Source organism: Paraburkholderia sp. SIMBA_053 (assembly GCF_046534895.1).
GTDB classification, from domain to species: domain Bacteria; phylum Pseudomonadota; class Gammaproteobacteria; order Burkholderiales; family Burkholderiaceae; genus Paraburkholderia; species Paraburkholderia caledonica.
Genome location: NZ_JAWRXU010000002.1, coordinates 918,870 through 932,124 on the forward strand (window position 1 = coordinate 918,870; position 13,255 = coordinate 932,124).

Consider the following 13,255-nt stretch of genomic DNA (forward strand, 5'->3'; position numbering starts at 1 on the left):
CATTGGCCGACTCCCGATATCCGCTCATTTGACTGCTTCCGAGTCGAGATAGGGCTTCTGATAGAAGAGATCCGCGGGAAGCTCGCCCTTCAGCGTGCCGGCGGCCCTGAAAACTTCGAATGTGCGTTTCAGTGTGTCGATGTCGCCCGATTTGAACGAGACCGTATTCATCGTCGTCCAGTGGTCGCCGTAAAAACGCGCGCCCTCGTCGCTCATGTTGCCGGCCTTCTTGAGTATCGCCACGACAGCGTCGGGATTGGTCGCGCCGAAGGCCAGCGCCTCGCGCATCGCCGCGAGCACCTTCGCAGCATCAGCCGGGTTGTCCTTGAGCCACTCGCTGCGCATCACGGCGACACCGATATAGGGCGGTGTGCTCGCTTTCGTCATCTGTTTCCATTGATCGGACAAAGTCGTGATGACGCGGACTTTCTGCGCACTGTCCGGCACCTGCGCCACCGTGGTGGGACGCATGACGGCGGCGTCGACGTTCTTCTGAACGAGGAACTGCGCAAGACGCGGCTCGTCGCCCGCAACCAGGCGATAGTCGGCAAGCTTGAGCCCGTAATTGCCGTCGAGCACGGCGGTGCCGACGCCAGTGGTCGCACTGCCGATGGGCGACATGCCGACTTTCTTGCCGCGCAGTTCACCCGCGGAGCGGATCGGCGAATCCGCGAGCACGACGATTTCCGCATCGACAATCTGCGTAGCGGCCACCATCCTGACCGGCACACCCTGCTGGCTCAGGCTGAATGCTCCCGCGAGGCTGGTGCCGAATGCCAGGTCGATCGCGTTCGAAGCCAGCGCGGTAGTCGGTCCGTTCACGTCCGGAAAATGGAGGAACTGCACCTGCAGTCCCTGTTTCTCGAAGAACTTTTGCGCTTCGAGCACGGCACCGAAACCAAGACTGGTGCCGCTGGTCCAGTAGCCCACGCGCAGCGGCGCCGCATACGCACTGGTAAGGCACGCGCCGGCTATTACGAGTGCGCATGCTGCCTTTAGAACGGAACGAAATGATTTCATGGTGCTTTGCCTGAAGTAGCAACGCAGCCGGTATCCCCAGCGTCGTCTTTGAAGGATTACTAAATGTCCTTATCAAAACATAAAGTACGGTGCAACCATTCATCGAGAGATTCCGCCTGAAGCAAAGGCGGAATCCTCCGTATTACTTGCCGATCGCTACCAGCGGCGCGTGCTCGAAGTCCTGCTTCATGCTGCGTAGCACACGCTCCATCGTCATGTCGCGAAACTTTTCGATGTGCCGGCGCGTAATGCGCGCGCCCGCCTTGCCGTCGCCTGCCGACAGTACCTCGACCAGTTGGCGGTGATCGTCGGCGATTTCCGGGCTGTCGTCTTCGTCGCTGAAACCGAGCGCCACCAGCCGCGCCATTTCGTCGAACAGCACCGAGATGCTGCGCACCAGACGGTCGTTGCCCGATGCCATTGCGATCACCAGATGAAACTCCCGGTTCGCATCGAGGAAAAACCCGATCCGATTACCGTGATTCTTCGACGCCGTATTGCCGCGCGCGGCGCGATCGATCCGCATCAACGCCTTTGCGTCCACCTTGCCGGCCGCGAGCCGCGCCGCCTCGGGTTCGAGAATGAGCCGCAGCGCGAACACCTCCTCGACATCCTTCAGCGTGACCGGCACGACGACGTAGCCGTGTCGCGGCACCGAACGCACCAGCCCTTCGTGCGTGAGACGCGCAAGTGCCAGCCGGCACGTCGACTTGCCGACGCCATATTGCTCCATCAGCGCAGCCTCGGTCAGCATGCTGCCAGGTTTCAGCGAGCAGGACAGTATCGCCTGCCGCATGGCCAGATAAGTCGACTCTCCCAGCAACTTGCCCTCGGCCGCGGCGTTGCCCCCAGAAACTAATTTCCCTACCATGTTGCCCCCGTGCGCTCTATCCAGGAATGGCTGCGTATTATGCTTACGTCATTCTGTAGGCACCTCACCAACCTCAAATCATTCTAGGAGATGCATATAGGGAAGTAAACTGAACACAAAAAAAGCACACCCTGTCGCACCATCTATCAGCCAGCAGTGCCGCTCCACCGGCGTACGGTTCGTGATTCGATATCGAACAGGTCAAGCACGCGCCCGAGCGTATGATCGACCATCTGCTCGAGCGTTTCCGGCCGCGCGTAGAACGCCGGCACTGGCGGATAGACAATCGCGCCGGCGTCCGTGACGGCAGCGAGACTGCGAATATGACCCGCATGCAACGGCGTTTCGCGCACCATCAGCACAAGACGGCGACGTTCCTTGAGCATCACGTCCGCCGCTCGCGAAAGCAGCGAACTGGTGCATCCAGTGGCAACTTCCGAGAGCGTCTTGATCGAACAGGGCGCAACGACCATGCCGTCGACGCGAAACGAGCCGCTCGAAATCGCCGCGCCGATGTCAGTGTTCGGGTAGTTGACGTCCGCGAGCGCCTGAAGATCGGCAAGCCGCATCTGCGTCTCCTGCGCCAGCGTCACCTGCGCCGAACGGCTGACCACCAGGTGCGACTCCACCTCCAGGTCGCGTAACAGCCGAAGCAGCCGCACACCGTAAATGACGCCCGACGCGCCGCTGATACCGACCACGAGGCGTCGCCGCGCTGCGGATGTGGATTTCATGCGATCCCTCCTCTATCGAGCGCAAACGAGCATGGCCGGCGTGCATGCGTCATCATGGCTTCTGACCCGTGATGATCTTCTTTGCCGCCTCGTACGGTCCGGTAACGAATACGTCGCTGGGAAGCGTTCCTTTAATCGCACCGCTAGCCGCGAAAATCTGCTGCTCGCGCTTGAGCGTGTCGATATCAATCGGTTCGAAGGAAATGCTATTCAGTTCGGCCCAATGCGCCGCATAAATTCGCGCATCGTCTGCGGGCAGATTCGCGACTTTTTGCAGGATCGCCGCGACCTGGTTCGGATGCGCGTTGCCCCACACGATTGCATTGTGAATCGCGACGATCAGCCTGGCGACGGATTGCGGGTCGCGCTGGATCAACTCCGTGCGTGCCGCGGCCACGCCCAGATACGGCATCGCATTGGATTTCGTCAGTTTGTGCCATTCGTCCACCAGCGTGCCGAGACGCCGGGTCTTCACTTCCGTCAACTGCGCGACCGTAACGGAGCGCAGCGCTGCGGCGTCGACCTGGTGCTGCATGAGAAACTGCGCAAGGCGTGCCTCGTTGCCGGGCACCAGCGAATATTCGCTGGCATTGAAGCCATAATTTGCTTTCAACACCGCGGCCGTCATCAACGAAACCGAACTACCCGACGGCGACATGCCGATTTTCTTCCCACGCAATTGCGCGATCGACTCGATCCGCGAGTCGGCGGGCGTGACGAATGTGACATCGGCAGGCGCTGTCGCACCGAAAATCCTGATCGGCACGCCGCTTGCCGCGATGCTGAACGCGCTAGCGCCGGGCACGCTGAAGCTTATGTCGATCACATTGGCGGCGAGCCCGCTCGCAGGTGCGTTGACCTCGGCGAAGTGCACGAAATGCGCGTCGTCGATACCGGCCTTCTTCAGGAAATCGCCCGTTTCCAGTACGGCGCCGAGGCCGAGGCTCACGCCGCTCGTCCAGTAACCGATGCGCAGCGGCGCGGCCTGCGCAGAAAGTGCGAGCAGGAACATCACGGCGGCAAACAGCACACGCTTTGCAAGCAGGTAGGGTTGCATCAGATCAGCTCATTAATGGAGTGAAGGGAACGCTTGCGGCTCATGCAGCGCACCGAACGACATCGCGGCAATCAGCGCCGCGTCGGCTGCACGGCGTCGAAGCGCGAACCGCGCACGCAAAGCTTCCCTTCCGCCGTTTTCCACAACTGCTTGCGTTCATGCAGTTCGCCGAGCGCGCGGGCCAGCGTGCGGAAGTCGTATTTCGACAGCCGTTCGGCGAGTTCGGTGTAGTAAAGCGGCGCGGCGCCGAGGAGTGCGAGGGCTTCGGTTGCGGCGTCTTCCAGTTGTTCCGGCTCCGACACATGCACGGAGTCGGCCTTCCCGTCCACGTAGTCCGCGATCTTCGCCGTATCCGCATAAGCATATGAAATACGTTCGTAGCGTTCGTGCGGAATGCCTTCCGAGATCGTTGCATCCACGCCGACCTTGGCACCTGTCGGCACCATGCCCGGCGGCATGACCGGCAAGCTCGGGTCCAGCGGCTTTGCGCGCGCGCCAGGGATGACGATCAGATCGCGGTCGCCCTGCACGCGCGTCGCGATGGCCCATTCGACCTCCTCGCCGTTGAACACGTCGATGTCGTCGTCAACGACCACCACGTGCTTCAGATCCATCACCGAAAGCGCCGCCAGCAGCGCGTTCTTGCCCTCACCCGCCTGCTTCCTGATCGAAATGACGGCGTGCCAGAACGCGCGGCCGCCCAACGTCACGTTGATGTCCTTTACCTGCACGCCGGCCGTGCGCAGCGCGCTACGAATGGCCTGATAGCGCGTCGGCGCCGCGAGCCACGTGTTCTCCCAAGGCATGTGCAACGAGTAATACATTGCATCGCGCCGATGCATGATCGCCTTGATGCGTACGTCAGGGTTCCAGTGCAGGCCGCCCATCAATGCGGTGAACTCCCCGAAGCGGCCTTCCGGCTGGGTCCATCCCGTCGGCAGAATTTCCGCTTCGATGACGATCTCCGAATCGGCGATGTACGGCAAGTCGACCGTTTCACACGGGGCCAATTCGACCGCTGCGCCGCGGATGCCGCCGGCGATCGCCATTTCGTCGACGCCGATCGGTGCGCGATAGCCGGCGCCCATGATTTCCATCGGGTGGTTGCCGATCGAAATGGAGATCGGGCACGGACGTCCCTGTTCATAGGCACGCTGTGCGAACATCCGCATATTGTTCGGCGTCACGATGTCGATACCGCTCAGTGCCTTTTCCTTGACCATGAAGCGGTAAATGCCGCTGTTCAGGCCGTACTCCGGATCGCGCGAGATCACGATACCCGCGGTAATCATCGGCCCGCCGTCGAAGATCGACGACATGGGCACAGGCAGGCGGAACAGATCGACATCGTCGCCCTTGTAGATCACTTCTTTCGTGGCCGAGGTGGCGACATATTTGGGCGCAATCGGGTTCTGGATGCCATGCGCCAGCATCTTCTCGATGTCGGAGTAGTTGTCGCAACCCATCGCCATCATCGCGCGTTCCTGCGTGCGGATAATGCCCGACAGCAGAGGCATATCGTAGCCGATCACGTTATGAAACAGCAGCGCCTTGTCGCTCTGGTCGACCAGCGTTCCCACATGGCGGATATCAACAGGCTGCCGGATATCTACCAGTTGCTGTGCCGCGCGCAGCCGTTCCAGGAACTCGCGAAAATTCTCGTTCATACTGAACTCCATGATGTTGAATGTCGTGTCGCTTTCACTTACGCGGTTTCGCTATCCTGTAGCGACGCAAGCGCTGTGGCTTTCAATACTGCGCGATCGATCTTGTTTGTGGACGCAAGCGGCAACGTGTCCACGAACCATACGCGCCGTGGGTGCTGATAAGCGGGGGCGTGCGTCAACGCGAACTGTTTGGCTTCCTCTTCGGTAAGCGACGCGCCTGCGCGCCGCACCACGAATGCCACCGGCTTGGTTCCCTTGATGTCGTCAGCGACCGGCACCACGCATGCCTGGACGATATCCGGGTGCGTCTCGAGCATCTGCTCGACTTCACCGGGAAAAATGTTCTCGCCGCCGGACACGAACATGTCGTCCGCACGGCCGACGAACGCATAAAAACCCTGGTCGTCGCGGTGAAATATGTCGCCCGTTATATAAAAGCCATCTGCTGTCACCGGCAGAGGCAGGTCCGGCCGGTTGTGGTAACCGAGCATGACGGCGGGGCTTTTGACGGCCAGCACGCCGGTTGCCACACCTGTCGGCGATGCGTCGAGCAACTTGACGCTGACTTCCGAACGCGGATATCCGACCGACAGCAACGGCGGTTCGATCCCTTGCGGATGTGGTCCGAACACGATCGGCCCGCCCTCGGTCGTGCCATAGACGTTAGTGAGCTTCGCATTCGGCAGTACCTCGCCGATCTGCGCAAGCAGACTTTCGCTGACGGGCGCCGAGCCCATCCGGATGAAGCGCACCGATGAGAGATCCGTGCGCGCGAGCAACTCCTTTTCGCGCAGCATCATCGCAATCATCGGCGGCACTGAGGTGAGCCACGTGACTCGATAGCGCTCGATCGCCGTGATGTACATGCGCGCGGTGAATTGCGGAAGCAGTATGACCGTGCCGTGCCCGTACAACGACATCAGCACGAGCGTCAGCGCGTTCATGTGATACATCGGCGCCGCCACCAGAAAGCGATGCGCCGCCGGCGGCTGCGCACGCGCTCGCGTACGCGCCACCCACAGATGGCTGCCGTGCGACAGCATCACGCCCTTCGGCTTGCCGGTCGAGCCGGACGTATAGAGAAACATCGCCGGCATATCGGGCGTGGGCACGAAAGTCTCGAACGGGCCAGGTTCGACGAACGAAGCGAAACTTTCCTCGCCCGTCGAATCGAATACGACTGTTGGCAGATCGTCCGGGCAGTCGGCAAGTCGCGCGGCGTCGCAAAACACCAGACGTGCACCACTATCGCGAATCACAAAAGTGGAGAGCGCGGGTGGAAATCTGAAGTTGACGGGCACAGCGACCATTCCCGCGCGCATGATGCCGAGCAGCGCCGCGACATATTCGGCGCGATTCGCCGCAAGAATGGCAACGCGCTCGCCGACTTTCAGACCGCGCCGTACCAGTGCATGCGCGACGCCGTCAGCCAGCGCGTCCAGTTTCCCGTAGGTCATGCGCGTGTCGTGCCACGCGCAACCTGTTTCGTCCGGCTCCCCAAGCGCGATCACTGCAAGCTTGCACGGATCGCCGTCGGCGTCGATCAGATCGCCGAGATTCTCAGGCGTGGGCATGTTCAACTGCTCCGATAAATTCAATGACAGTATTGAGTTCGCCTAACAGCACGACAACGGACGACGCGCCGCTCTGCGCATGGACCGGCGCCATCAGCCGCAGGACGCTCTCGTCGACGTGGGACGTGAGCGCGTCCAGACGTGCGCGCATCGCCGCAAGGTCGCTTACCTCGACGACGACCACGCCAAAATAGCTGTCGCGCCCTGCTGCGTGACATACGAGGTCGCCATAGCGCGTGCGATATGCCGCGCCATCGATAAAGTCCAGATCGAAATCACGCAACGCAATGCGCGACTGGTGGAAGGACGGCGATGTGAGAACCGACTCGCCGGCAATCAGCGCATAGCGGCGCGCTTCGAGTTGCGGGTCGTCACTCACGATCACGCATTCCTTCAGGCGTTGCGCGCCGTTCGGATGCTTCGTCCATTCGGCACGGAAGACCCATTCCGGCGTGAGGTGCTCGCAGAAATAGACGCGCCCGGCGGACAGTTCTTCGGCTGCGAGCCGGGTTGTCCGGAAACGGGCGATCTGCTCGACGCCTTCTATGTCTACGGGCCGCGTGAACGACTGCGGTTCACTGGCACGCACGCCGGCGTCGATCAATCGCGCATAGGTTTCCTGCGCGTCGTCCGTCTTGAATACGAGACCGTCTATACCCAGACGGCTTTCGAGAATCTCGCGCCGCAACGTGGTGGCGCCGGGCGGCAGGCCGACCAGTTCGAGATAATGTCCATCGAACATCATCAGGTGATTGACCGAGCCAAGCGAGTGATAGCCGCGCGGGGTCAACGCGAAGCCAAGCGCTTCGAAACACGACGCCGCGGCGTCGGTTTCGAACATCGCGTTCACGACGACATGGTCGAGCGTCGATGTCGCCGTGTTCATCATGCCTTCGGCGCGGGTGCGGGCGCGGTCGAATAGACGCCCCGGCCGCTTGCGAGCAGCGCGCCGGACTGGTCATAAATATGCGCCTCCGCAACCGAAATCGCGCTACCGAACTTCACCACCTTACCGCGCGCGATGAGATCGCCGGGCATCGCCGCGCGGTGATAGTCGACGCGCAGATCGATCGTCGGTACGCCGCGGCCCGTTTTCGACACCAGCGCCCAGTCGGCCGTGAGGTCGACCAGCGCGGCAAGAATGCCGCCGTGCGTGTACCGGCGTTCGGGGTTCACGACCCACTCTTCGCGCCACGTCGCGGCGATTTCGATCGAGCCGTCGCCGACTTCGAGCACGCGCAGACCGAGCCACTGGTGGTAAGGACCACGCGTAAGCATTGTCTGAACCTGCTCCGCGGTAAGTTGCTGGTTATCAGCCATTCGAGTCTCCATGCTTTTATGGGGTAACGACGATCTTGCCGAGCACTTCCCGATCGCGAATCATGCGTAGGCCTTCGGCTGCCTGTTCGAGCGGCAACACCTTGTCGATCTGCACGGCAATCTTCTTCGTACGGATCAATTCCATCAGCGCCGCGAGGTTGTCGTCATAGAAACTGTTTGAACCGATCACGCGAATCTCGAAGCTCCAGATGTAGCGAAGGTCTTCCTTGGGATCGTGGCCCGCAGTCGCACCGCAGACGAGCAGGCTGCCGCCGCGTTTGATGCATTTGAGCGACGGCACCCACGTATCGCCGCCGGTGAAATTGATCACGACGTCCGCACCGCCTTCATAGCTGCGGCGTTGCGGCTTGCCGTACTTCTCGATGACCCACTTCGAGAAATCGGTGTCGCGATAGTTGATGACGTGATCGGCGCCCATCGCCTTGAGCCGTTCAGCCTTGTCCGCACTGCCGGCGGCCGCGATCACTTCGGCGCCGAGCATTTTGGCAAGCGTCACGCAGCCGGTTCCAACGCCGCCGCTCGCCCCCAGAATGACTACACGATCACCCGGCTTGATGGTCTTGTGCGTAACGAGCATCCGGTGCGCCGTACCATAGGCGACCGGCAGCGACGCCGCTTCTTCGAACGTCACGCCTTCGGGCATTGCGATCAGCTGGTCTGCGCTGACGAGACAGTATTGCGCCATGCCGCCGTCGAGCATTTCGCCCATCAGGCCTTTCTTCTTGTTGAGCGGATTGACGAGTACCCGCGCGCCGACCGACCAGTTTTCGACGTTGCCGCCGACCTCCGTGATCTCCCCCGCCATATCCAGACCGATGACCACAGGCAGCGGCACCTTGATGCCCGGCATACCCTTCACCGTGAAGACGTCGTGATAATTGAAGGAGGACGCGCGCACACGGATGACCACGTGACCCGGCACCGCCTTCGGTATCGGCATCTCGCCGACATGGAGTTTGTCGACGTCACCGTGTTCAGAGAGAATCAAAGCCTTCATCGTACTGCTCATATGTACTCCTATTTATAGAATGCAAACGCGCTGCTTCTTCGTAAATGTTCGACTATTTCAGCCACTTCGGCTCGCGGCGCGGCAGCAGTGCACCGCGAGCCCGTTCCCTATGCCCGCTTCTTCCAGCGGAACAGGTGGTTTTCAAGCGGCTTGAGAACGCCGTACTCGAGCACCACCATCAGCACGACCATAGTGAGTGTCCATGCGAACACCTGATCGGTTTGAACAAGATCCGCCGCCTGACGCAGCCGGTAGCCGACGCCGTTCGAAGACCCAATCGTCTCCGCCACCAGCGACACCCGCCAGCCGAAACCGAACGCGAGGCGCGCACCGGAGAAGAAATACGGCAGCACGGTGGGCAGATAAATCTTGGTCATCACCTTGCTGCGCGACATCTGAAAGCTGCGGGCAAGCTCGACGTATTCGGCGTTGACGCTTTGCGCGCCCTGCCACACGTTCGTGAGAATCAGCGGCATCGCTTCCATGAACACGACGAAGATGGTCGTACCATTCGAGATGCCGAACCAGATCAACGCGAAGATGGCCCAGATCGCGGCGGATACCGTGTTGACGACCGACAGCACCGGCTCGCAGAAACTGCCGAGGCGCCGGTTCGCACCAAGCAGGATGCCGAGCGGCGTGCCCACTAGCGCGGCCAGAAGGAAGCCCGCGACGACGCGGTACAGCGTAATGCCGAGATCTTCGGCAAAGGTACCGGTGGCGATCAGGTCAAGCAGCGCATTCCAGGTTTTCCCCGGACCGGGCAGAATGAAGGCCGGCACGCGTTGCGCCGCCACCCACCACAGGATCAGGAAAATGGCGAGCAGCGAAAGACGCTGACCGGCGACTCTTGCGAAACGCGTCAGTCGGCCGAACCGTGCGGGAAAAACAGAACTGGCGGTCGAAACAGAAGACATCGCAACGTCCTTAAATGAGGGCGCGCACGCGGCGCACCGTTTCCGCGACTTCGGCGGCGAGCGGGTCACGCGGTCGCGGCAGGTCGATCATCAGCGCATCGCGCACGCGTCCCGGCCGTGGACGCAGGACAACCACCTTATCCGCGAGCACGATGGCTTCTTCCACGTCGTGTGTGACGAATACGACGGTCATCTTCAGCTGCTCGCGGATTCGCAGCAGTTCCGCGTGCATCTGCGAGCGCATCTGCGGGTCGAGCTTGGAAAACGGTTCGTCCATCAACAGGATGTACGGCTTCACCACCAGGCTGCGCGCAAGCGCCACCCGGCTGCGCATGCCGCCCGAGAGTTCGTGCGGGTAGGCGTGCTCGAATCCTTCAAGGCCGGTCATCTTCAGCGCAGCCAGCGCGCGTTCGCGCCGCCGTTCCGCGTTGAGCGAACCCGCTTCGAGACCGAATTCCGTGTTCGCCACGATCGTGCGCCAGGGCAGCAGGCGGTCCTCCTGGAACATGTAGCTGACGACGCGGGTATCGTGAGTCGGCTCGTCGGCCACTCCGTCGATCCGCACGTCGCCCTGATCCGCCTGTGCCAATCCTGCGATGATGTTGAGCAACGTGCTCTTGCCGCATCCGGACGCGCCGACGATCGCCAGTACCGAACCCGAAGGCGCGGTCAGACTGATGTCTTCGAGCACCGCCAGCTTGCCGTAGTGCTTCGAAACATGCTCCACTTCCACCGCGTTGCGTACCGTGGTTGCCTTCTCGAACATGGCTTGAGTAGTCACAGCGTTCATCGTGCGCCTCGCAGTGGGACGATCGGTGCACCTGCATGCGTGTCGCGCAGGCTCGCCATTACCTTTTCCATCGTCATGTCGCGGAACGTCGCCACATGCCGGTGCGCGATCTGCTCGGCGCGCTTGCAGTCGCCGCTCGCGAGGGCGCTGATCATCGCGGTGTGGTCATGGCGGATCTCCGGCTTGGTGTTCTGCACGCCGAAGCCGAGCGACACGAGTCGCGCCATATCGTTGAGCAGGCCACCCAGCATGCGAACCAGCCGGCTGTTGCCCGAACATTCGGCGATCGCCATGTGGAAAGCCGCATTCGCGTCCATGAAGATGCCAATCCGGCTGCCGATGCCAAGCGACGTATCGTCGTTGCGGCACGCGCGCTCCAGCCGGTTCAACAGGTCGATATCCGCCTTGCCCGCAGCGAGGCGCGCCGATAGCGGCTCAAGCTCAAGGCGAAGCGCAAACACTTCTTCCACATCCTTCAACGTAATCGGCGTTACCACGTAGCCCTGACGCGGCACGATGCGCACAAAGCCTTCCTGCGCGAGACGCTGCAGCGCCACCCTGCAGGTTGCCTTGCCGATGCCGTAGCGTGCGGTTAGTGCGCTTTCCGTCAGCGTGGCGGCCGGTTCGATTACGCAGGACAGAATGTCCTGACGGATCGCCGAACACGCCCGCTCACTGAGCAGCTTTGCTTCGTTCGAACAGTCGATCAATTCCACCGTCGGAGCTGCAGGATCTTCCACGACACCTCTCCTTCGTCTCGTAGGCTGCTCACAAGGACCCGCGTGGGCAGGTGATGAGTTAACTTAGAACAGCCATTAAAAAAATGCACGTAAAAAAAACGGGACTTCTGAGCTGTTCAGCGATATGTCACGGCGCTCCCGGTCCTCTCCCGCACGACATATCTGCATGGCGTTCGCTGCGCCTTCGTGCCGTCAGAACGAATGCAGTATGCCGAGCTGCGCGCCAGTCACGCCTTCTCCTCGCGTCGGCGTATTCGGCGTGATGGGCCCGTTGGCGATCAGCGCATAGGTCGCGCCGTGGCGGTTCACGAGCCGTTCAAACGTTCCATAGACCAGCGTCCGCTTGCTGAAACTGTAGAACGCGCCAACGCTCACTTCTCCCGCGTTGTTATCCTGGCCTGAACTATCCTTCGCGTAGCCGACGCCGGCCGCGAGCCGTAGCGCCGGTGTGACGTTGTAGGTCGCCGATAGCGAATAGACGCTGTGATATTTGCCTTGGACATTGGTTGAAATATTCGAGCCGAGGTTGTTGCCGCGGTAATAGCCGAAGTAGCCCGTCACACTGCCGAACTGATAACTGCCGCCGGCGAACGTCGTCTTCGTATTCACTGTTCCGTTCGCGCCATTCTGTTCCGCGTGGCTGACGCCGAGATAAAGCGGGCCACGCTGATAATCGATCGATCCCACGTAGGCATTCAACGCGTCATGCGGCGACGTCTGACCACCCAGGCTCGCACCCGCGGAGAACGTGAATCCTGCGATGTTCGGCGACCAGTACGTCATCATGTTGTCGTAGCGAAACACGAACGTCGACGCGTTGTGAAGAAACGAGCCATACGTACCGCCGGAGAATGCGTCGAACTTGCTGTGCATCAGCAGCAGCACCGAGTTCTGACGGCCGAAACGGAATTCACCATATGGCGTGCCGAGACCCACCCACGCACTGCGGCTGAAAGCGAGCGTGGAATCCGTCGCCGCGCCGGAGTTCGTGAGAATGCCGTTCTCGAGATCGAAGGTTGCACGCAGGCCGCCGCCGAGATCTTCGCTTCCTCTGATCCCTACGCGGCTTGCCGACAGACCGCCGCTCTGCATCGCGGTCTGCGCGCCCTTGCCGCCTGCGTTCGTATAACCCAGGTACGTATCGAGAATGCCGTACAGCGTGACCTCGGCCCGGGCCGGCGTCACTGTCACGGTGCCGAGTGCAACGAGTGCTGCAGAACAAGCCAAAGCCATCTTGCGCATTTCAGATTCCCGTTTCGGTGAATGGTTTATGTCGGATTACTAAGAATGTCGGTGTGAACCGCTTTGTCGATTTATTTCCTCAACGAAGTGTGCAACAAATATTTCTGTGAGGTGCTCACGAACAATCAGTAAGCGTTCGACGGTTGACTTTAGATCGACAAAAAAGAGAAGCGCAACAAATATTTCTGGGCATCTCAAGCGGGAGGTGCTTACGCGCGGGTCTCGCATTTGCCTTCGAGAGTCCGCTTTTTTTTGCCCGGTGTCGGGAGCCCAATGCCACCAACGAATTGAAC

13 protein-coding genes are annotated in these 13,255 nt (G+C 61.0%); all 13 read right to left on the reverse strand.

The genetic code is table 11. From position 1 onward, the window contains the following. Positions 1–24 precede the first annotated feature (24 nt). The gene (locus tag SB753_RS10625) at positions 25–1,020 is read right to left on the reverse strand and encodes an ABC transporter substrate-binding protein (protein WP_410800143.1); all 996 of its coding nucleotides are present in this window, start codon (positions 1,018–1,020) and stop codon (positions 25–27) included. Between the two features lie 142 nt (positions 1,021–1,162). Next, the gene (locus SB753_RS10630; RefSeq protein WP_204520836.1) at positions 1,163–1,891 is read right to left on the reverse strand and encodes a GntR family transcriptional regulator; all 729 of its coding nucleotides are present in this window, start codon (positions 1,889–1,891) and stop codon (positions 1,163–1,165) included. A 146-nt stretch (positions 1,892–2,037) separates the two neighbouring features. Beyond that, the gene (locus tag SB753_RS10635) at positions 2,038–2,625 is read right to left on the reverse strand and encodes a UbiX family flavin prenyltransferase (protein WP_410800144.1); all 588 of its coding nucleotides are present in this window, start codon (positions 2,623–2,625) and stop codon (positions 2,038–2,040) included. Positions 2,626–2,677: 52 nt separating this feature from the next. Then, positions 2,678–3,682, reverse strand: a complete 1,005-nt coding sequence (locus SB753_RS10640) for an ABC transporter substrate-binding protein (protein ID WP_410800145.1) — start codon at positions 3,680–3,682, stop codon at positions 2,678–2,680. Positions 3,683–3,753: 71 nt separating this feature from the next. After that, positions 3,754–5,349, reverse strand: a complete 1,596-nt coding sequence (locus SB753_RS10645) for a UbiD family decarboxylase (protein ID WP_410800146.1) — start codon at positions 5,347–5,349, stop codon at positions 3,754–3,756. 38 nt (positions 5,350–5,387) lie between these two features. After that, a complete protein-coding gene (locus SB753_RS10650; RefSeq protein ID WP_410800147.1) occupies positions 5,388–6,923 on the reverse strand; it encodes a class I adenylate-forming enzyme family protein in 1,536 nt (511 codons plus the stop codon). After that, entirely contained in the window at positions 6,910–7,809 is a 900-nt protein-coding gene (locus SB753_RS10655) for a VOC family protein (protein ID WP_410800148.1), read from the reverse strand. The genes SB753_RS10650 and SB753_RS10655 overlap by 14 nt, the downstream gene beginning before the upstream one ends. Further along, positions 7,809–8,243, reverse strand: coding sequence for a PaaI family thioesterase (locus SB753_RS10660; protein WP_088174451.1), 435 nt, complete (start codon positions 8,241–8,243; stop codon positions 7,809–7,811). The genes SB753_RS10655 and SB753_RS10660 overlap by 1 nt, the downstream gene beginning before the upstream one ends. Before the next feature lie 16 nt (positions 8,244–8,259). Then, complete coding sequence (locus SB753_RS10665) at positions 8,260–9,273, reverse strand: zinc-binding dehydrogenase (RefSeq protein ID WP_087754642.1); 1,014 nt, start codon at positions 9,271–9,273, stop codon at positions 8,260–8,262. 107 nt (positions 9,274–9,380) lie between these two features. Beyond that, positions 9,381–10,190, reverse strand: a complete 810-nt coding sequence (locus SB753_RS10670) for an ABC transporter permease (protein ID WP_087754641.1) — start codon at positions 10,188–10,190, stop codon at positions 9,381–9,383. 10 nt (positions 10,191–10,200) lie between these two features. Beyond that, positions 10,201–10,980, reverse strand: a complete 780-nt coding sequence (locus SB753_RS10675) for an ABC transporter ATP-binding protein (RefSeq protein WP_410800149.1) — start codon at positions 10,978–10,980, stop codon at positions 10,201–10,203. Further along, positions 10,977–11,720 (reverse strand): GntR family transcriptional regulator, encoded by a 744-nt coding sequence (locus SB753_RS10680; protein ID WP_087754639.1) that lies wholly within the window; start codon positions 11,718–11,720, stop codon positions 10,977–10,979. Before SB753_RS10680 ends, SB753_RS10675 begins: the two co-directional genes overlap by 4 nt. Before the next feature lie 192 nt (positions 11,721–11,912). Beyond that, the gene (locus tag SB753_RS10685; protein ID WP_410800150.1) at positions 11,913–12,962 is read right to left on the reverse strand and encodes a porin; all 1,050 of its coding nucleotides are present in this window, start codon (positions 12,960–12,962) and stop codon (positions 11,913–11,915) included. Between the last annotated feature and the right edge of the window lie 293 nt (positions 12,963–13,255).